We start from the raw sequence: 18,736 nt of genomic DNA, 5'->3' as shown, positions 1-18,736 counted from the left end.
CTTACTCCGTCTAAGCTGGCCATCCTGCCCTAATTAGAAAAACGCCTTTACACTTGCCAACAGTATCAAGATACCGGCTAGAGATAAAGACGCTTTATCTGAGACAATAATTATTTACGAATACCTAATTGACCGATTAGAGTCCTGTACGCATCGCTGTCTTTGTTTCTAAGATATTTAAGAAGTCTTCTGCGACGACCTACGAGCTTGAGAAGGCCAAGACGCGAATGATGATCTTTCTTGTGCGTTTTGAAGTGATCGTTCAGTTGGTGAAGTCTGTGCGTCAAAAGCGCGATTTGAACTTGAGGAGATGCTGTGTCTCCTGATTTTGTTGCAAACTTCTCAATGATTTCAGCTGTTTTAGCTTTTGCAAGAGCCATTTGTACCCTTTCCTGATCTCAGGTATTTGAAATAATGCTTTAGTTTCAGGTTGTTATGTGCAATTTTCGTTGCTGTTGGATAATCTTGTGTCCAATGCAGGGAGGCAAACTATCTAAAATTGATTCACAATGCAAGTCCTGCTTTAAATGTCCCATGTTTTTTTGATATGAATCCAGGCTTGAGAATGGACTCAAATATAGTCTATCTTTATATAATACCTAAATTTTTTTTTAAAAAATTGACAAAAATCGAAGAATCAGTATTATTAGGTCACGATAGCGTGGTTATAGCTGACGCACCTTGTTAGACATACCAGTTCAGGCACACCAGATAAGCAGTGACACTACGCAGTACACCATCACTTCTAAAGAGGATCTAAAATGGTATTTGAATGCGGTCACAAAGTGGTTCATAAGACTCACGGTGTAGGAGAGATCCAAGGCACCGAAATCCTAGAGCTTGGTGGACACCAGCAGGACTACTACATTCTAAAAATAATTTCGACGGGTTTGAAGGTTCGCTTTCCGAAGCAGTCTTCGCAACAAATCGTTCGTAGCCTCGTTTCCGAACTTGAGATAAACAAGATATTCGAAATTATTTCAAGCCCGGCGAAGTCATACTCCATGGTTTGGAATCGACGCAAGAAAGAATTTAACGAGAAGATCAATTCAGGTTCGATTTTTGAGATTGCGGAGGTTTACCGAGATCTCAAGAATAAAACTGATGGCAAAGAGCTATCTTTTGGCGAGAAGGAAATGATGGAGAAGGCTAAGGCCCGCCTCGTATCTGAAATCGCTGCGGCTCGGTCTGTCAGTGATGATGAGATCTCAGGCTTGATCGATGAGACCAAAGTCAGCTAACCTTGAGGTGCTGTCTGAGAGTCTAAGGTCGAGAACAGAAAAAAAAGAAAGCCAAGAGCTTTCTTTTTTTATGGTGAAAATATGATCCTAACGAATGTTATGGCTGCCAGCATTGATGGTCGCATTGGAAATCAGTCGATCGAAGGTGATATGGCTCGCCAAGAGGGTGGCCTCTCTTCAGATGCTGATCAGAGCCACCTTAGGCAGGAAATTTCCCAGGCTGATGCCATTATCGTTGGGGCTTCATCAATTCGAGCTAACGGCGAATGTTTGCACCATCCAGGGCGTCAAGGTTTGCCTCCAACCTGGTATATTTTTACGACAAGTCCCATGCCAGAAAGCTACCAGTTCTGGCAGCAGCATGATATCAAGCGGGTTTTGTTATCCCCTAAAAAAATTCCTATCCACGACCCTGAGGTCGAACTCCGTATGATCAAAGGGGACCCAGCGCAATTTGCCTATCAGCAGGCAAAGGCTGATGGCTGTCAGCGAACTCTTCTCTTCGGAGGCGGGGTTATCAACCGTTGGTTCTACAACGAGAAGCTCGTTGATGAACTAGTTTTAACTCTAGCTCCTAAGATTGTGGGCCAGGAGGGAACTCCATTTCTGGTAGAACCTCAGCTTCATGATGGTGTCACCTTGAGGCTGCTCACTTCTCAAGTAATCGAAAATTTTGTATTCTTAAGATATGCAGTCCAAAAATAAAGGGCCATTGCACACCATAGCATGATTATTTGGCAAGGTATCAATGAGCAGCTAAGGAGATAGTACCAAGGTACAGTGACGAGGGCGCGACGAAGATAATGCCAAGGAATAAGTGTTACGGTGAGTTAGTTCCTTTGCCTCCAGCCTCGACGAATCTGTGCGCAGTCAGCCCCGGAACTTCTTAGATTTGACAGCTTGGCATGTGAAGCCAGCGATGGATTCTGCGGATACCACTTCCATACAGGTCCGGCCACTATAGGTGATTGGATGGGTTTACGCATACGAACAAACGTTCAGTCTTTAACCGCTCAACGGCATCTAGGTCAGTCGAGGCGAGCGTTGGAGCAGCACGCCCAAAAATTGGCGTCAGGAAAACGGATCAATAAGGCTGCCGATGACGTTGCTGGCATGGCGATTTCCGAGAACTTGAGGGCTGATATCAGGTCCTTGTACCAGTCTAAACGTAATGCAAACGATGCTGTATCCATGCTTCAAGTTGCGGAAGGTACCCTAGATGAGGTTACGAGCATCATTGTCAGGCTTAAGGAGCTATCTGTTCAGTCGGCATCGGATACCATTGGTAATCAAGAGCGTGCATTTCTGAATGAAGAATTCATGGCTTTGAAGGATGAAGTGGATCGAATCGTCTTGGCCACAGAGTTCAATGGTACACGGCTTTTGATTGGTCAAGGAGATGAGGTTCACCAAGAGCTACTTCAAGAACACAACTACCCCCCGCTGGAGATGCAAGTTGGCAAGGACTATATCGAACCACCGGACCATATCGATGCCCGCAACCCAGTAAACATTATTAAAATTGACTTCGGTAAGATCGATGCGCGGACTGAAGGAGAGCGAGGCCTTGATTTGGGCTCGGCCACCAATGAAGATGGTGCCAGGATCGATTCTAAAGAAGATGCCCAGCAATCAATGGCCAGGCTCGATCGGGCCTTGGTAAAAGTTGCGTCTTACCGTTCCACCATCGGCTCTGTGCAAAATAGGCTTACTTCAGCGGAACGAAATCTCGGCGTCCAGATTGAAAACCTATCGGCAGCCAACTCAAGAATTAAAGACGCTGATTTTGCTATGGAAACTGCTGGCTTCACAAAAGCCAATATACTGCTTCAGGCGGGTACCGCTGTTTTGACTCAGGCTAATCAGTTCCCCAATGCCGCTCTTGAACTTGTACGAAGTCTCTAGCCTTAGAAAGCTGTTTGCGAATCCCGAGTCTTTCGCTAAGTTGGGAGCGGGAGAGCACTATGGACGTATTCATCAGAGGACGTGGGCTAATCTCGCCAGGCGGCCTAAATTTATCAAATCACATGCACGCGTTGCTGGAAGGGCAAGACCTGCTCAGAGAAAGCCTTCGCGATGGTTTAGGTCTACTGCCAACTTTAGCAGAAGAACGCCTCTTGCAAATGAGACGGGATCACCGCCAGGTGAGACACATGGATACCACTGCGGTCCTCGCCCTCCTATGCTGCCAAGAGGCTGCTGAAGAAGCTGCCGGCTTGGATGCGTCCTCTGCGGTGGTTTTGGGTTCATCTCGTGGTCCTACAGAATCATGGGAAAGTGCCATTGACGAATTCAGGCAGGGTCACCAAGTGCCAGCTTATACGAGTCCAATCACCACACCCAATTCGATTCCCTCATGCATTGCGAAATGGTTTGGCCTGGATGGCTTGCATTTCTATACGTCTGCCGCCTGCTCCACGAGCCTTCATGCGATCGGGCTTGCCTATGCGCTTATAAAGAGTGGGCAAGTGCCAGAGGCTGTTTGTGGTGGAGTGGAGTATGCAACGACTCCCTTTACTAAAGAAATATTGAGTCGTGCCCGTGTTTTGGCTAAATCTACCGAGTGCCCTTATCCTCATAGGCCGATGAGCGAGGATCGATCTGGAATGGTTCTCAGCAGTGGTGCAGCATGTCTGGTGCTGACGGCTTCGCCTCAGAGAGCTATTGCTAAAATCTCCGGCTATGGTGCTGCAACAGATCATGCAAGCCTTGCAGGGGTATCAGAGAATGCGACTGGTTTGCAGAAGGCTATGACGCGGGCACTTGTGAGTGCGAATCTTTCGATCGAAGACATTGATTTTATTGCTGGTCACGGTGCGAGCACAAAAAAAGGCGATGCAGCTGAGATGAATGCGATCCGTCACGTTTTTGGCAATCGTCCTCCAGCAATCACATTTCATAAGTGGCTTACGGGCCATATGCTAGGGGCAAGCGCTGGCTCTTCGGTCGTTCTAGCGTCAGAACACCTTCATCATGGAGAGCTGCCGCGACTTCCCTACCTAAAATCTAGCCTGCCGCTCCAAGCTGACTTCAGGCATGCACTTGTGCTTTCACTTGGCTTCGGCGGCAATGCTGGAGCGTTGGTGATCAGTCGCTTGGAGCCATAGGCTTGACGAATTTCGTTAAGTCTTTGACTCTAGGAAGCTCTTCTTGCCTAGCTTCAGCCAGAGTCCTGACGATTAATTCTAGCAAAACTCTTTTTTAATCAAATAACTTAGATGACTCATCCAGTGGGTGGTCTACTCCTTGCTACTTTACTGCTGAAGTAGGAAGACGCAAGGGAGTACGATGCTCAAGAATATATACACGCCATTAGCGGGGGCGATCGCTCAGGAACGAGCGTTGGAAACATTGTCGAACAACTTAGCCAACGTCAATACAGTTGGCTTTAAGGGCGATAATGTAACATTCACGCTTCAAGATCCAGAGCCGTTTAAAAATTACCCGACGCCGCTACCACCAGCAAACTTTAAGGTCGATCTGAATAAGGTCGGGCCGCTGAAAGGTAATGATCTATCCTATGTGGGTATTGCCGGTATTGAAACCGACTTCACTCAGGGTCCAGCGATTAATACTCACAACAAACTGGATCTGATGATCGAAGGTCAGGGCATGTTTTCTGTACAGACCAATGAAGGCATTCGGTTTCAGCGGGCAGGTGACCTAACCCTGAATCAAGAAGGTGCTTTGGCATCCAAAGCGGGAGATCCGATACTTGGCGAAAAGGGAGTCGTTTATCTTCGTTCGAACCAGTTTCATGTAAATCGTCTGGGAGAGGTCTATCAGGACGGTGAATTTATCGACCGAATTCAGATCTATCAATTCAAAAGCCCTGAAGCGTTGGAGAGAGTTGGTAACAACTACTACTTCTACGGAGGGCCAGCGGATGATGTGAGCCAAAGCGAGACTGCAACCCTAAAACAAGGCTTTTTGGAGGGTTCGAATGTGAATCCAATCAAGAATTTAACAGCGTTAATTGTTAGTCATCGATCCTACGAAGCCTACCAAAAGGCCGTCTCAAACTACGATCAGATGATGGATAAAACCTCTAATTCACTTGGCGAAGTAAGAGCATAAGGGTACCCAGCTATGATGCGATCATTATTTACAGCGGCGACGGGAATGGAATCACAGCAGATTACCATCGATACTATTTCCAATAACTTAGCAAACGTGAACACGACAGCGTTCAAGCGTTCACGAGCAAATTTTCATGACCTACTTTACCAAACTCTAAGAGCTCCGGGGCAAAGCTCAACAGCTGGTACAGTAGTTCCAAGCGGAATTCAAATTGGTGCAGGATCGAAAGTCTCATCAGTTGAAAAGATGTTTAACGAGGGTGCAATTCGCATCACTAACAAGCCAACAGATTTAATGATTGAGGGAGAAGGCTTTTTCAGAATCCAAAAAGACGATGGTAGTATTGCCTATACCCGTGACGGTAGCTTTCGCATCGACAATACAGGCCGCATTGTAACATCCGATGGATTTCCGCTCGTTCCCGTCATAACTGTTCCAGAGAGAGTTCCTCATAATAAAATTCACATCGGAATGGATGGTAACGTGAGTGCACGAATAGCAGATCAAACAGAAGAACTCGGGCAAATTCTTCTCGCTAACTTTGTGAATCCTACAGGCTTAGATGCTCAGGGACGCAACTTATTTGGGGCCACACCGGCCAGTGGGGCTCCAATCGTTGCCGAGCCAAATACCCAAGGTTTTGGGCGCATTGGTCAAGGGGAGTTGGAAGGCTCGAACGTGAACATTGTTGAAGAAATGGTGAATATGATTTCGGGGCAAAGAGCCTATGAGATCAACTCAAAAGTCATTCAAACAGGTGATCAAATGCTTCAGCAGACCAACAATATAAGGTAAGCCTTATGAACTTTGCTAAGCTAGCCGTGATTCTTCTAGGGATGCCTGTAATTTGCTACGGGCAGAATATCGCTGACTTGTATGAAGCGAAACCAGTCTCGGTGGTGTACGAGAATACGGCTCCTCAAGTGAGAGTGCCTATCAATATTCAGCTAAAAGCTGTAACAGAAGTGAACTCTGACTATATCTACCTTGGCGATGTTGCTGGGTGCCGAGGATACCAGCAGCTTTGCCAGGATGCAGCCTCCATTCTCATTACATCTTCACCAAAGCCCGGGTTTCATCAAACTATCGATTGGGCAACGATCCGAAGCGCCTTAGAGAGTGAGTTCCCCGATCAGCTTATCATGCTGCAAGGCGGTCAGGATCATGTCAAAGTTCAGGCTGCTTTTCAGGATCTTAAGAATGAGGACTTGCAAGGATCTCTAGAAGCACAGATCAATCAAAAGCTAGAATCATTAAATGTCAGAGCTACGGTGCAAAGCTTGCGATATCGCAACGACATAAAACTTCGCCCAGGATTCATCGCCTGGGATTTTCAAGGAATAGAAGAAATCCCTAAAGCTGTCCAGTCTGGTGAACTCTACCGTCAATTGTCAAAACAACTGCTCGCCCTGGCGACAATTTCAAAAGATGGACAAACCTCCCGGCAGTCAATAAGAGTGATGCCGCGCTTTGAATTTCAACAGCTCGTTCCAGTGGCTTCTAGGCCGTTAGTGCCTGGCATGGTACTTAAGGAAACAGATTTCGAATTTCAATGGGTGCCAACGGGAAGGCATGTCATCAAGGATTTGGAGGGGCTTTTAGGAAAGCGAGTCAGGCGAGCTGTGTCTCAGGGAGAAACCATGCGTGCTCAGTTTGTCGAAATTCCCTACTTGGTCAGACGTGGTCAACTAGTGGATGTTCTCATGAATCAAGGTACTCTAGCAGTTCGAACCAAAGGGAAAGCTCTGAAGTCAGGCCGAAAAGGTGATCTCATTAATATTCGCTTGGCTCATTCGAAAAAAACTGTTGAGGGTCGCGTCAGCCAAGGACGAACGGTCGAGGTGATGCAATGAAGCTGCAAGTTGTCATCATACTAAGCTCTTTTCTTGTGACAGGTTGTCAAACCCGTGTCGTTCCTATTTCAAAGAGGGATTATGTGAATCAAAGTTCGGGGGCGGAGATCTATAAAAAAGGTCGAAAGATTCAGGATGGTCGCAAAGACCCGCCTCAGATTTTTATGAAGAAGAAAAGTATTCGAATCAAGCCTGTGTCAAAGACTGATAATAATGGTTCACTATTCTCCAGTGATAATCCGGAAAACTATCTTTTCTACGATAAACCCCGGGGAGAGGTCGGTGATATGATTCCCATTCTTGTTCGTGTGAATCAGGCCGAGGGAGGAGCAGCAGGAGGTGGTGGTGCTCAAGGAGAGTTGGAAGCAGGTCAGATTAAAGACGAGTTATTGGCTGCATTACCGGAGTTTACCCCAAGGGATGACGAATCCAATATCCTGCCACTAACTTCCATTAAGTTTAAAGTTGATAGGCGCCTACCGAATGGAGATTTGATCGTTTCAACATACAGAACATCCAAAAATGAAACTCAATCGAGTACGATTCGGGTCAAAGCGAGAATAGAGCGTGCCACGCTTATGGCGAAGAAAGACATCACAACAGAAGACCTACTTGACGTCGATTGGTATCAACGAAAAGATGGTGAAGTGATAGAGAGAGATTCTCTGTCTTGGCAAGACGAATATACCTTGCGGATGAGTGGTTTCGATGAAGCAAAATCGAAGATGGCACAGCAGCTAGAAACTAAGCGTGAAGACCTCAAGAAGGTTCGAGATCGACTACGGGATCGGATTAACAGCCTCGGCAAAGAACGGCGGCAGTTTGCGCAATCTCGACAGAAGCTGGATCAAGAAAAGAAAAAGCTATCGGATACAATCCAGGAGTACGACAACAAAATAAGTGAACAAAACAATACGATCGAAGAGCAAAAGTCTATCATTAAAAGACAGCAGGACATGCTAGATCAGCTCCAAAATGAGACCGAAAGTCCTGGCGATGAGAGAGGGGCGGCCGATGCAGGTTAGGTTGCTTATACTATTATTCCTTGTCTGGCGGGGAGAGTTGTCCTTAGGTCAAGAGTCGCGAATCAAGGATCTGGTTATGATTAAGGGCAATCGGACCAATGAACTGATGGGAATCGGCTTGGTCGTTGGCTTGAATGCTACAGGAGATTCACCAGCCTCTACGACCACCAGCGACGCGATGAGGACACTTCTCAATCGACTTGGTATGGACCCTGGTGACAATGCTGTTATCACCCAAGCGTCAGCCGCAGTTGTCGTTACAGCGCAGCTGCCGCCATTTGCTCGAAACGGTGATCAGCTTGATGTTAAGCTTTCCGTCATAGGAGATGCCACCAGTCTTGCAGGAGGTACATTGCTCATGACTCCGCTGAAGGCTGGTGATGGCAATGTCTATGCGATCGCTCGCGGCCCAATTATTATTGGGCCAGCCAATGGTGAAGGAGTGGAAAGCCTGACTGTGGCACACATTCCTAACGGCGGACAGATTGAGCGGGACTTTATTCCTAATATTGTTCGACAGGGTAAGCTAGACTTAAGCCTTCAGACACCAGACTTCACAACAAGTAGCCGAATTACCAAAGCTATCAATACCTTCTTTCGTGAGTTCATCGCTCAGTCTACTGATGCGTCGCTCGTCCAAGTGCGTATCCCTTCACGTTATAAAGACAAAATCGTGGAGTTTATTTCTCAATTGGAAAGATTATCTGTTGAAGTTGACCAAAAGGCTATCGTGGTACTTAACGAAAGAACTGGAACAGTTGTGATGGGTGCGGAAGTGAAGATCTCACCCATCGTTTTATCTCACAAAGGCTTGAGTATCGAGGTTGGCGAGGGGCAAGGAGCTGAAACTATGGTGGAGCTGAAGGGCAGCACCGTGGGGGATTTAGTGAAAAGCCTCAATGCAATGGGGGTTCAGCCGTCTGACTTGGTCAGTATTCTTCAGTCAATTCATGCATCTGGCGCTCTCCGAGCGGAACTAAGGTATCTTTGAGGGGAACATGGACGCGAGCTTTATCACAAATCGGCTGAGCTTGGCGCAGGGGGAGTCGCAACTTGTCGCCCAAAAACAGGCCTTAAGCACCGAAAATCAAAAGGATCAAGGAGAGATCAAAAGATTATCGGAGCAGTTTGAGTCCATTTTTCTAGGAATTGTGTTAAAATCAATGCGTAAGTCTGTCCCTAATTCAGGCTTTATAAAAAAGGGGAATGGCGAAGAGATTTTTCGTAGCATGCTAGATACTGAGTATGCTAAATCACTGGCTTCCCAGCGCACTACCGGACTTGCCGAATCTATTGAAAATCACCTACTCGGACTGATGCGGCAAACGACAGGACAATTTGAAGTTACAAATAAAAATATGGGGCTACAACACTACCAGTCAGGTGGTGGCAAACCTCGTTAAGGAGGACCAAGTATGGACACTAAGAGCATTGGCACAAACGGCCCAAGCATTCATACAGGTGTTACATCGAGTCGGGTGAAAAAATCGGATAAGGCAGAAAATGCCAACGAGTCGCAAGCTCAGGGTACGGCGACCCAAGCACGGGATGACTTTAAAGTGTCATTGTCTGATCGCGCCCAAGAAATGATGGAAGCTCGGCAGACGGCGCTCAATCTCGCCAAGAATACTTCACCCATTCGAGAGGATCTCGTTGCTAGCCTTCGGGAAAGGATCAAGAATGGCACCTATGAGCTTGACCCCGGGAAAATTGCCGATGGTATATTAAAAGAAGCAATTCGTGATGAATTGGCGAAGAACCCTGAGGCATAAATCATGGCTCCCTACGGCGAAATCATTGCAGATATTAGTCGCCTAAGAGAATTCATTGAGAGTTTGTCAGAGCTTTATCAAAGGACGCTGAGCCTCATAGATACTGAGCATCAATCGATTCAATCAAGTGATCTCAAGGCGATTGGAGAAACCGTCAAAGCAAAGCAATCTTTGGCAGAGGAATTAAAAACCGTTACAGATCGCATTGGTGACGGCTTCGCCAAAGTCAAAGGCTACCCATGTTTGGCTAGTATTCTTGAGCATCGTGGTTATTCACATGCTATTGACTTGGGTCTGTTTCTGAGTTTGCTTGCGGACCATACTTTTGGCGATTCTATTGAAGAGCGAGTCTTGCGGCATGAATGTGTGAAAACCTTAAAGGTCTACGAGAAATATCAGGATTTGCAGAAACGGTTTCAGCCGAAGATTGAGATGAATCGGTACCTGATTCAAAAACTACTCTATCATCATCAGGAGACCTTTCGCTTCTGGCAAAGCATTGCTGCTGAATCAGAAGCAACTTATGGCTCTAAGGGTGTTGCCAAACCAGGGCCTGCTCAAGCAACTTTGCGGGTCCGTACTTAAAGGGTTACCATGGGTGGACTTAAGCACACTCTAAATATCGGGGCCGAGTCCCTGTATGCAACCAGGCAGGGTGTGGATACTGCGGGTCATAACATTGCCAATGCCAACACCGAAGGCTTTTCCCGTCAGAGAATCAATCTAGAGCAGCGAATCCCTTCAGAGACTCGCAATGTGATTATTGGTAATGGGGTATTTGTTAAGAATATCACTAGAGCCCATGATAAATACCTTGAAAAACAACTCAACATGTCCAACCAGGACCTAGGGCGAAGCGAAGCTAAACTTGAATCTATGAAGCCACTAGAAGAGATTTATTCCCCCCAGTTGAATGCCTCTGTTTCAGAAGAAATTGGTGCATTTTTCCTTGCGTTGCAAGAGCTTTCAAGTTTTCCTGAAGAGACGATCGTGCGATCGAATGTACTAGAACGTGCTGATAGCCTCGTGCACACATTTAAACGTGTTGAGAACTCCTTGAAGAGATTTCGGAATGATCTAAACGATCGTATCGAAGGGGAGACAGTTGAAATCTCTACGATGATAAAGGATATCGCTAAGCTTAACACCGCAATTCAAACCCTGGAAGCAGGTGATACCCGCGAGGCAAGCGACCTGCTGGATCAACAAGATCTCTTGCTCCGCAAACTCACGAAGAAGATTGATATCAATTACTATCGTGGCGATCGTGGTATGGTTGTGGTCCGGGGCCCACAGGAAACTCTATTGGTAGAACGTGGTCATGCAGCCAATGTCCAGGTGACGAAAGATGTCAACAGCCCTGAGGGAATGTACGACGTCATCATTGATAAAGGTTCAGCGTACAAACCTATTAGTATTATGAATATTAATAAAAAGGGTAGACTTGCTGGGCTGATTGATGTCCGCGACAATATCATTCCTGATCTTATTAAAAAAAATAACGAACTGGCCTTCGTTTTAGGGCACTCCTTAAACGCTGTCCATCGTCGTGGTTACGGTGTTGGAGAGTTTAAGGAATCTACAAATAGAGATTTTTTCACTCTTAGTGATGACCTGAATCGTGCAGTAGAAACCATCGATGTAGATTGGCTGATCCGTGAAGATCAAGCTGCAATCGCTGCAGCATTAACGCCATCCGCCCCTGGCGATAACATCAACGTCAATGAAATGCTTCGTCTTAAAGAGGTGCGAATGATGTCGAATGGCGATGCAACTTTTGATGAGTACTATGCAAGCACTGTGGGGCTGTTCGGATTAGATCTAGTAAGGGCAGAACACATTAAAGAGGCTGATACCACGCTCAATAACGATCTCCTCACACGACACGATGCTTTAAAAGGTGTTTCCATGGATGAAGAAGCGATCAATCTTATGAAATGGCAGGCAAACTTTACCGCATCGTCCCGTGTTATAACAACAATAGATGAAATGTTTGAAACTGTACTCTCGTTAAAAAGATAAGAGAGAAGTGAGAAACCATGAGGGTCTCTGATAATCAGCGCTACCGCCAGTCACAAAATCGTGTGAATCATGCTAAGGCTGGTAACTCGAAGATGACGGAGCAGATTTCCACACAGAGAAAGCTGAACCGAGTTTCTGACGACCCTATTGGTTTGGGGCGGACGATCAAGTATAAGGCTAGCCTCAAGGACAATGAGCAGTTCCAAAAAAATATTGAGTTTACTAAGGGCTTTATCGAGCGATCTGAAGCATCACTGCGTGGGATCTCGGATTTTTTGATCCGTGCCAAGGAGTTAGCGGTGTCCCTTGCTAATGATACTTATGGCCCCGATAGTCGAGCTGCAGCAGCGAAGGAAGTTGGGCAGATTATCCAAGGTGTTGTTGCGCAAGCCAATGCCCAATATGGCAATCGCTATGTCTTTGGTGGTTTTCGAACCCTAACTCCTCCATTGAGCCGGGACGGTGTATTTCTAGGAGATGATGGCGCTATATTTCTACAAGTGGATCACGGTGGTTTTGAGCAGATTAATCTTCAGCCAAGGGAGCTATTCGAGGCAGGGCCTGCAGAGCGCTCTCAGGGACACTTCGGAATGATTCAGTCGCTGGAAATACTAAGAGACTCCCTTGAAGGTAATGATGTGCCTGGAGTTAGAACGGCAATGGAAGAACTGGACCATCAAATCGATAAGACGACAACTTTCATGGCAAAAATGGGCAGTATTCACAACGGGGTGAACAACACTTTAAGGCGGCTTGAAATATCCTCAGAGATTACAACTCAAGAGGTTTCAAATATTGAAGATGCGGATACGTTTAAAGCAATCTCCGACTTCAAAAAAACAGAAGATATCTTGCAGAGCACGTTGATGGCGTCTAACAAGTTGCTCCAGCCATCTCTTCTGAACTTTATGCAGTAATTTTATTAGTACCTATAACCAGGGAGGGTTTAGGGGTGCTCGTTTTAACTCGAAAAGTAGGCGAAGGGATCGCTATAGGTGATGATGTAAAAATCATCGTCATGCAAATCAAGGGCAAACAAGTTCGATTGGGAATAAAGGCTTCTCCCAGTACTGTTGTTCATAGAGAAGAGGTTTATCAGCGCATTCAAGATGAAAATCGATCGGCGTCCCAACCAGACAAGCAAACCGTTGATCAAGCTTCAGAAATGTTTGATGAAAAAGACAAGATTGAAGAGTCTGCGAAACTCAAAAAGAAAGGCCCCAGTCATAAAAAGCCCACCCAGGACTCCTAGGAAGTTGCTCGGAGAATGCCAGGTAAGTTAGACTGGAAAGAGACTCCATATCAAATTCGGAAACCAGTATGAGCGGAGGGGTGACTCTGTGATAAAGGTTAAGACAACTCGGTTTAGTGAGATAGAAGTCGATGAAAAAGATGTCATCGAGCTTCCTGCTGGTCTCATTGGGTTTCCAGAGCTTAAGAAATATGTTCTTCTAGACCACGATAAAAACTCCCCTTTCAAATGGTTACAATCCCTATCTGACGGTGCCATAGCCTTTGTCTTGATCAATCCTCTTCTTTTTAAGCCTGATTACACAGTCGAGGTGAACGAGGCTGAGGTTGCTGATTTGGATCTGGATAACGAAGAGGATGCAGTGATTTCAGTGATCATCACAATGCCAAGTGATCCGCAGAAGATGACAGCGAATCTAAAGGCGCCACTAGTATTCAATCTTAAAAATAGAAAAGGGCGCCAGGTGATTCTCAATAATTCTGAGTACACCACCAGGCACAATATTATGGAAGAAGTGAAGAAACGCTCCGAGTCCGGCCAGAACCAAGAAATGCAAGAAATGATTGGCCAGGCAAAGAGGGCGAGTCAGGCGAGCCACAAGGCCGAGGGCCAAGATTGATAAAGACCTATATATCTTCGACTTTTTCACCAGTATTCCAATTTACTCGGTACCCGACTTCTGTTGCAACCCAGGTGCTAAATAGCCTTTGAATATGTTTGAAAACTGCGTTCGTCCGCGTGGAGTGCAGTCGATGCTTGTCGATCTGCTGAATCGGCACCAAGCCCCGAACCGTGCTACAAAGAAAACCTTCGTCGAATCTTGCTATTTCATCGGTGCTGATCACACGTTCTGTAACAGGGATTTTGGCGTTTGTAAGCAAGTCAATAATCCGAGAGCGTGTGATCCCCAATAGCAAGCCACTATTTGCTGGTGGTGTCGCGATTTCAATTAAATCGCCTTCACGGCCTATCAGGAAAATATTGGATGTAGTTGCTTCTGTAAGTTCCTGATCACCGTTGGTCCACAACACGTCGTCAAAACCTTCTTGCTTGGCTTGTTCCAGGGCTGTGATGGAGCGGATGTAGTTGCCCGTTTTAGCCGTGGCTCCCCGCTCCACGAAATTGGCCTGACGTCTTTTGAGCTTGATGCCTTTGCTTAAAATCTCTTCTGATTCTTGACGGGCTGGTAAGCAAAAAATCACCTTATTGGGGGATGGCTCTTCTGGCTGGTACAGGGCAATGCCTTCACCTCGGGTGATCACGAGCCGGATGTATTTTTTCGGATGGTTGGTGGTTTCGATAAGAGATTGAATTTCAAAGCTTAGTTCTTCATCGCTCCAAGGAATAGGAATCCGGTGCATCTCCGCAGACCGACGTAGCCTGTCTAAATGGGGTTTGAGATCGAGCACCGTGTTTCCGAACGCCACGAACACTTCAAATATATTGTCACCAAATAGAAAACCTCTGTCTAAAACAGGGATTTGTGCGTCTTCGGGGCTGCTGATTTGGCCATTGACCGAGATGAACCCTTCCATAGAAATTTCCTTGCTGAGTTCGGGATTAAATGATATCAAGTCAGGTCTTGTGTAATTATGGCTTAGTTGCCCACTGAACCATTCCATTGGAGTTAATTATGGATGCCACAGCCTCACAGAATCGTAAAGTCCATTTAATATCGTTAGGGTGTGCTCGCAACCGAGTGGACTCCGAGGTGATGTTGGGCACATTGATGGAGCAAGATTGGACGGTAACCCAGGATGCTGATGATGCAGACGCTGTGATTATCAATACTTGCGGTTTTATTGGGCCAGCAAAAGAGGAAAGCGTTAACACCATCCTCGAAGCGTCTCAGCTTAAAGAGAAGAACCCCAATATGAAAGTTGTGGTCGCGGGATGCCTTACCCAGCGCTACAAAACTAAGCTAGTCGATGGCTTACCAGAGGTCGACCTCTTCGTTGGAACGGATGAATTTCCAAAAATTGGCGACTTTTTAAGTCAGGATTTGCCCCAGGGAACGATCAATGCAAAACGAACTCACTACCTATACGATGGTAGCTTGCCTAAGCAGAATACCCTGTCCCGGTGGTCGGCTTACGTGAAAGTCGCTGAAGGATGCCAACATAACTGTGCTTTTTGTATTATTCCAGCCATCCGCGGTGAACTCCGATCGCGCCCTATCCCAAATGTTATGAAAGAAGTGGAGAAGCTGGCAGCGGAAGGGGTTCAAGAAATCAATCTGATTGCACAGGACTTGGCTGCTTATGGTCGGGACTGGGGCAGCTCAGACCTTCTCGATCTATTGAAGCAAATGGTTGAAGTGGAAGGCATCCGTTGGATTCGCTTGCTTTACGTTTACCCTGAGAACATTTCGGACGAGTTTGTTGAGTTCCTCGCTAACAATGACAAGATTGTAAAGTACTTAGATATTCCTGTTCAGCATGCAAGCAATGGCATGTTGCGGTCGATGAACCGCGAGGTAACCAAAGAAGAAATTGCCTCAACGGTGGCAAAGTTACGACGGGCGATTCCAGAAATCGCGATTCGAACGTCTGTGATGGTTGGGTTTCCTGGTGAAACAGACGAGGACTTTCAAGAATTAAAAGCTTTTGTTAAGGAGCAACGATTCGACCACCTGGGTTGCTTCTCTTACTCTCAGGAAGAAGGTACGGTTGCTGGCCGTATGAAGAATCAGATTGACGAAGACCTAAAGGCACAACGTCAGGCTGAAATTATGGAAGTACAAAAAGATATTTCGGCAGAGAACCTTGAAAAGTATGTGGGAACCTACCAGGACGTCCTAGTGGTAGGGACGTCAGAAGAAACGGATCTTCTTATGGAAGGTCGACTTAGCACTCAAGCTCCTGAGGTCGATGGAATTGTGTATATCAACGATGGTGATGTCAAAGTCGGCGAGATTCAACGGGTATATATCACAGAGTCTCATGATTACGATCTTGTGGGCAAAGTAGTGCCCCTTTCCTAAAAATGGAGTCTTAAATACATGCAAAAGTCATCACGAGAGCCAGTATTTCTCTATACTGATGAACAAGTCCGAGAAAAGAGCCCGATCGCTCGTTCATTTCTAGAGCAGAGAGAGGTTCAAAATAAAGCGGTTGATGAGGCTAACAATAAGCTTTTGAAACGTATCTATAACGTAGATCATAACGCCTACCTTGAAGGTGGAGCCTTAGCCGCAAGAACTAAGGAGTTGATGGGGCTGGTAGCATCAGCTGCCTTACGTTGCGACGATTGCATCAACTACCACATCATCCAAAGCTATCGCTTGGGAGCCAGCCGAGCGGAGCAAGAGGAATCAATCAACATTGCGACAGTGGTCGGGGGTACGATAGTCGTGCCACACCTTCGGCGAGCCTACATGTTATTGGGTGAGCTTTACGCCTAAAATTGAGCAATTTGCCAGGAGCTTTGAATTCCCTGAATTCGTTCGCCTTTTCGGTCAAACAAGGGAGTCACAGTAAGTTTGGGGGAATGACTTTCTGGAGTCGACTCGGCAACTGACGGCATAAAAATCACGTAACTCCCGAGCAGGCTTCCTGCGAAGAAGCCGATGGAAGCACCAATGGCGACAGAGCGTAGGTGTTTTTCCGGATTTTCTTGGAAGGGAAGGGTTGCTGCTCCTAAGGCTGCTCCAAAAGCGGTGCCATAGCCAGCGGTAGCAAAAAAGTCCTGGAAGCGCTCCTGGGAGTTGGTCACCTGAGCGGATGCAGCCCCAGAAATCAATATTTCCACTAAACTCAAAGCCAACATGATTTTTTTCATTGTGTGCCTATCAAAAATAATGAAAAATCAAATGTAATCATGTACCCTAAATCACAGAAGTTACGACTGTCATTTTGATATTATCGCCGATTTAGAGGCTCATGACAATGCATCTTGGCGGCGTTTGTCTACAAAGTGGCTCCCATGAAGAAAAGAATAGAATTGACAAACATTAATGAATGGAATATTCGTGTTTGGAGGAAGAGGCTTTTGAGCGTAACATTAAATCAGCCTGCCATTTTCCACCAAGGATCTTCGCAAAGAGTCAACTAATCACTTTATTTACGAACTAGGATTTCTCGATTTTGAGACTTCCATCCAGTATTGATATTTCTACCTACCTTTATGAAGAGAGCTAACCTATGACTGAAAAGGACAAGTCAACAGACAAGCCTAAAACGTCAAGAAAGACTAGTGCAAAAGCTAAGGAAGCTGGTGCCGAAAGCAATCAAGAAATTAATCTTAAGGAACTGAAAGAGAGAAAGATCTCTGACTTGAACAAACTCGCCCGAGAACTCGGTGTTGAAGGTTCAAGCAGCATGCGTAAGCAGGACCTCATCTTTGCTCTGCTTCAAGCACAATCCGAGCAGGGTGGTGTGATTTACGGTGAGGGGGTTCTTGAAACTCTTCCCGATGGTTTCGGTTTCTTGCGCGCGCCGGACTACAATTACCTACCGGGGCCCGATGATATATACGTATCACCATCACAGATTCGAAGGTTCAACCTTCGTACGGGTGACACCGTTTCTGGGCAAATCAGACCTCCAAAGGACACAGAGCGCTACTTCGCTTTGTTGAAAGTAGAGAAGGTCAACAGTGCGCCACCCGATCCGGGTTTCGATAAGATTCTATTCGACAACCTTACGCCTCTTTACCCCATGGAAAAGTTCAAGATGGAAGTGGCGTCCAGCAACTACTCGACACGGATCATCGACATCATGTGTCCGATCGGTAAGGGGCAGCGGGCTTTGGTTGTGGCGCCTCCACGAACGGGTAAAACTGTATTATTGCAGAATATTGCTCACTCCATTGAGAAAAATCATCCTGAAGCCATTTTGATCGTGCTTCTGATCGACGAACGTCCGGAAGAGGTTACGGACATGGAGCGCTCTGTTAAGGGTGAAGTGATCAGCTCGACTTTCGACGAGCCAGCTCAGCGCCACGTTCAGGTTGCTGAAATGGTTATCGAAAAGGCTAAGCGACTGGTGGAACACCGCAACGATGTGGTTATCCTTTTGGACTCCATCACTCGTCTCGCACGAGCCTATAACTCAGTCGTTCCGCCTTCTGGAAAGATTCTTTCTGGTGGTGTCGACTCCAACGCGCTTCACAAGCCGAAGAGGTTCTTCGGTGCAGCTCGTAACATCGAGGATGGTGGATCACTCACGATCATCGCGACTGCTCTGATCGACACCGGCTCCCGTATGGACGAAGTGATTTTCGAAGAATTCAAGGGTACCGGTAACATGGAACTGGTTCTTGATCGCAAGTTGTCTGAAAAGCGTGTGTTCCCAGCAATGGATATCAACAAGTCCGGTACGCGAAAAGAAGAGCTTCTCCTTCCGAAAGAAGTTCTCAATCGTATGTGGATTTTGAGAAAGCTGCTGCAACCGCTTAATACTGTCGACGCCATGGAGTTCTTGTTGAACAAGATGGAAAAGACAGACAGCAATGCTGACTTCTTGAACTCAATGAATGGCTAACTCTGTAG

The 18,736-nt window shown here is 46.4% G+C and carries 22 protein-coding genes; 19 read left to right on the top strand and 3 right to left on the bottom strand.

Annotated features, from left to right (window positions below; genetic code table 11):
• Positions 1-110: 110 nt before the first annotated feature.
• Positions 111-380, bottom strand: a complete 270-nt coding sequence (gene rpsO / locus B9N89_RS00230; protein WP_132314810.1) for a 30S ribosomal protein S15 — start codon at positions 378-380, stop codon at positions 111-113.
• 381 nt (positions 381-761) lie between these two features.
• Here rpsO and B9N89_RS00225 point away from each other — a divergent pair, with 381 nt between their 5' ends.
• The 16 genes from B9N89_RS00225 (at position 762) to fliW (ending at position 13,864) form a co-directional block, all read left to right on the top strand.
• Positions 762-1,241, top strand: coding sequence for a CarD family transcriptional regulator (locus B9N89_RS00225; RefSeq protein ID WP_132314811.1), 480 nt, complete (start codon positions 762-764; stop codon positions 1,239-1,241).
• 81 nt (positions 1,242-1,322) lie between these two features.
• Positions 1,323-1,946 (top strand): RibD family protein, encoded by a 624-nt coding sequence (locus B9N89_RS00220; RefSeq protein ID WP_132314812.1) that lies wholly within the window; start codon positions 1,323-1,325, stop codon positions 1,944-1,946.
• A 267-nt stretch (positions 1,947-2,213) separates the two neighbouring features.
• The gene (locus B9N89_RS00215) at positions 2,214-3,146 is read left to right on the top strand and encodes a flagellin N-terminal helical domain-containing protein (RefSeq protein WP_132314813.1); all 933 of its coding nucleotides are present in this window, start codon (positions 2,214-2,216) and stop codon (positions 3,144-3,146) included.
• A 59-nt stretch (positions 3,147-3,205) separates the two neighbouring features.
• The gene (locus B9N89_RS00210; protein ID WP_132314814.1) at positions 3,206-4,348 is read left to right on the top strand and encodes a beta-ketoacyl-[acyl-carrier-protein] synthase family protein; all 1,143 of its coding nucleotides are present in this window, start codon (positions 3,206-3,208) and stop codon (positions 4,346-4,348) included.
• Positions 4,349-4,529: 181 nt separating this feature from the next.
• Complete coding sequence (locus tag B9N89_RS00205; RefSeq protein WP_132314815.1) at positions 4,530-5,318, top strand: flagellar hook-basal body protein; 789 nt, start codon at positions 4,530-4,532, stop codon at positions 5,316-5,318.
• Positions 5,319-5,330: 12 nt separating this feature from the next.
• Complete coding sequence (flgG, locus tag B9N89_RS00200; RefSeq protein ID WP_132314816.1) at positions 5,331-6,116, top strand: flagellar basal-body rod protein FlgG; 786 nt, start codon at positions 5,331-5,333, stop codon at positions 6,114-6,116.
• A gap of 5 nt (positions 6,117-6,121) precedes the next feature.
• Positions 6,122-7,174: a flagellar basal body P-ring formation chaperone FlgA gene (gene flgA, locus B9N89_RS00195; protein ID WP_132314817.1), complete on the top strand. Its 1,053-nt coding sequence runs from the start codon at positions 6,122-6,124 to the stop codon at positions 7,172-7,174.
• Entirely contained in the window at positions 7,171-8,199 is a 1,029-nt protein-coding gene (locus B9N89_RS00190) for a flagellar basal body L-ring protein FlgH (RefSeq protein WP_132314818.1), read from the top strand. Before flgA ends, B9N89_RS00190 begins: the two co-directional genes overlap by 4 nt.
• A complete protein-coding gene (locus B9N89_RS00185) occupies positions 8,150-9,190 on the top strand; it encodes a flagellar basal body P-ring protein FlgI (protein WP_132314819.1) in 1,041 nt (346 codons plus the stop codon). The genes B9N89_RS00190 and B9N89_RS00185 overlap by 50 nt, the downstream gene beginning before the upstream one ends.
• A 7-nt stretch (positions 9,191-9,197) precedes the next feature.
• Positions 9,198-9,602, top strand: a complete 405-nt coding sequence (locus B9N89_RS00180) for a rod-binding protein (RefSeq protein WP_132314820.1) — start codon at positions 9,198-9,200, stop codon at positions 9,600-9,602.
• Between the two features lie 12 nt (positions 9,603-9,614).
• A complete protein-coding gene (flgM, locus tag B9N89_RS00175; RefSeq protein WP_132314821.1) occupies positions 9,615-9,971 on the top strand; it encodes a flagellar biosynthesis anti-sigma factor FlgM in 357 nt (118 codons plus the stop codon).
• A 3-nt stretch (positions 9,972-9,974) separates the two neighbouring features.
• Positions 9,975-10,556, top strand: coding sequence for a hypothetical protein (locus B9N89_RS00170; RefSeq protein WP_132314822.1), 582 nt, complete (start codon positions 9,975-9,977; stop codon positions 10,554-10,556).
• A 9-nt stretch (positions 10,557-10,565) separates the two neighbouring features.
• Entirely contained in the window at positions 10,566-11,993 is a 1,428-nt protein-coding gene (gene flgK, locus B9N89_RS00165; RefSeq protein ID WP_132314823.1) for a flagellar hook-associated protein FlgK, read from the top strand.
• Positions 11,994-12,010: 17 nt separating this feature from the next.
• The gene (gene flgL / locus B9N89_RS00160; RefSeq protein ID WP_132314825.1) at positions 12,011-12,910 is read left to right on the top strand and encodes a flagellar hook-associated protein FlgL; all 900 of its coding nucleotides are present in this window, start codon (positions 12,011-12,013) and stop codon (positions 12,908-12,910) included.
• Between the two features lie 35 nt (positions 12,911-12,945).
• Entirely contained in the window at positions 12,946-13,245 is a 300-nt protein-coding gene (csrA, locus tag B9N89_RS32095) for a carbon storage regulator CsrA (RefSeq protein ID WP_132314827.1), read from the top strand.
• A gap of 88 nt (positions 13,246-13,333) precedes the next feature.
• Entirely contained in the window at positions 13,334-13,864 is a 531-nt protein-coding gene (gene fliW, locus B9N89_RS00150) for a flagellar assembly protein FliW (protein WP_200820640.1), read from the top strand.
• Between the two features lie 7 nt (positions 13,865-13,871).
• Here fliW and B9N89_RS00145 read toward each other — a convergent pair whose 3' ends face one another.
• Positions 13,872-14,867: an aminotransferase class IV gene (locus tag B9N89_RS00145; RefSeq protein ID WP_132314829.1), complete on the bottom strand. Its 996-nt coding sequence runs from the start codon at positions 14,865-14,867 to the stop codon at positions 13,872-13,874.
• Positions 14,868-14,878: 11 nt separating this feature from the next.
• Between B9N89_RS00145 and rimO the strand changes: the two genes are divergently transcribed.
• A complete protein-coding gene (gene rimO / locus B9N89_RS00140) occupies positions 14,879-16,228 on the top strand; it encodes a 30S ribosomal protein S12 methylthiotransferase RimO (RefSeq protein WP_132314831.1) in 1,350 nt (449 codons plus the stop codon).
• 18 nt (positions 16,229-16,246) lie between these two features.
• On the top strand, positions 16,247-16,648 hold the full coding sequence (locus tag B9N89_RS00135) for a carboxymuconolactone decarboxylase family protein (RefSeq protein WP_132314833.1): 402 nt from the start codon (positions 16,247-16,249) through the stop codon (positions 16,646-16,648).
• Here the strand turns inward: B9N89_RS00135 and B9N89_RS00130 are convergent.
• A complete protein-coding gene (locus B9N89_RS00130) occupies positions 16,645-17,013 on the bottom strand; it encodes a hypothetical protein (RefSeq protein WP_165931681.1) in 369 nt (122 codons plus the stop codon). The genes B9N89_RS00135 and B9N89_RS00130 overlap by 4 nt on opposite strands.
• Positions 17,014-17,387: 374 nt before the next feature.
• Here B9N89_RS00130 and rho point away from each other — a divergent pair, with 374 nt between their 5' ends.
• On the top strand, positions 17,388-18,728 hold the full coding sequence (rho, locus tag B9N89_RS00125; RefSeq protein WP_132314837.1) for a transcription termination factor Rho: 1,341 nt from the start codon (positions 17,388-17,390) through the stop codon (positions 18,726-18,728).
• Positions 18,729-18,736: the final 8 nt, after the last annotated feature.

The sequence above is a fragment of the Pseudobacteriovorax antillogorgiicola genome, assembly GCF_900177345.1.
GTDB classification, from domain to species: Bacteria; Bdellovibrionota_B; Oligoflexia; order Oligoflexales; family Oligoflexaceae; genus Pseudobacteriovorax; species Pseudobacteriovorax antillogorgiicola.
This window is presented reverse-complemented; position numbering and strand designations above follow the sequence as displayed.

Excerpts from the sequence above, each read along its gene's own strand:
- rpsO (WP_132314810.1), bottom strand. The coding sequence starts at position 380 with ATGGCTCTTGCAAAAGCTAAAACAGCTGAAATCATTGAGAAGTTTGCA.
- B9N89_RS00225 (WP_132314811.1), top strand. The coding sequence starts at position 762 with ATGGTATTTGAATGCGGTCACAAAGTGGTTCATAAGACTCACGGTGTA.
- B9N89_RS00220 (WP_132314812.1), top strand. The coding sequence starts at position 1,323 with ATGATCCTAACGAATGTTATGGCTGCCAGCATTGATGGTCGCATTGGA.
- B9N89_RS00215 (WP_132314813.1), top strand. The coding sequence starts at position 2,214 with ATGGGTTTACGCATACGAACAAACGTTCAGTCTTTAACCGCTCAACGG.
- B9N89_RS00210 (WP_132314814.1), top strand. The coding sequence starts at position 3,206 with ATGGACGTATTCATCAGAGGACGTGGGCTAATCTCGCCAGGCGGCCTA.
- B9N89_RS00205 (WP_132314815.1), top strand. The coding sequence starts at position 4,530 with ATGCTCAAGAATATATACACGCCATTAGCGGGGGCGATCGCTCAGGAA.
- flgG (WP_132314816.1), top strand. The coding sequence starts at position 5,331 with ATGATGCGATCATTATTTACAGCGGCGACGGGAATGGAATCACAGCAG.
- flgA (WP_132314817.1), top strand. The coding sequence starts at position 6,122 with ATGAACTTTGCTAAGCTAGCCGTGATTCTTCTAGGGATGCCTGTAATT.
- B9N89_RS00190 (WP_132314818.1), top strand. The coding sequence starts at position 7,171 with ATGAAGCTGCAAGTTGTCATCATACTAAGCTCTTTTCTTGTGACAGGT.
- B9N89_RS00185 (WP_132314819.1), top strand. The coding sequence starts at position 8,150 with ATGAGACCGAAAGTCCTGGCGATGAGAGAGGGGCGGCCGATGCAGGTT.
- B9N89_RS00180 (WP_132314820.1), top strand. The coding sequence starts at position 9,198 with ATGGACGCGAGCTTTATCACAAATCGGCTGAGCTTGGCGCAGGGGGAG.
- flgM (WP_132314821.1), top strand. The coding sequence starts at position 9,615 with ATGGACACTAAGAGCATTGGCACAAACGGCCCAAGCATTCATACAGGT.
- B9N89_RS00170 (WP_132314822.1), top strand. The coding sequence starts at position 9,975 with ATGGCTCCCTACGGCGAAATCATTGCAGATATTAGTCGCCTAAGAGAA.
- flgK (WP_132314823.1), top strand. The coding sequence starts at position 10,566 with ATGGGTGGACTTAAGCACACTCTAAATATCGGGGCCGAGTCCCTGTAT.
- flgL (WP_132314825.1), top strand. The coding sequence starts at position 12,011 with ATGAGGGTCTCTGATAATCAGCGCTACCGCCAGTCACAAAATCGTGTG.
- B9N89_RS00145 (WP_132314829.1), bottom strand. The coding sequence starts at position 14,867 with ATGGAATGGTTCAGTGGGCAACTAAGCCATAATTACACAAGACCTGAC.
- rimO (WP_132314831.1), top strand. The coding sequence starts at position 14,879 with ATGGATGCCACAGCCTCACAGAATCGTAAAGTCCATTTAATATCGTTA.
- B9N89_RS00135 (WP_132314833.1), top strand. The coding sequence starts at position 16,247 with ATGCAAAAGTCATCACGAGAGCCAGTATTTCTCTATACTGATGAACAA.
- B9N89_RS00130 (WP_165931681.1), bottom strand. The coding sequence starts at position 17,013 with ATGTTGGCTTTGAGTTTAGTGGAAATATTGATTTCTGGGGCTGCATCC.
- rho (WP_132314837.1), top strand. The coding sequence starts at position 17,388 with ATGACTGAAAAGGACAAGTCAACAGACAAGCCTAAAACGTCAAGAAAG.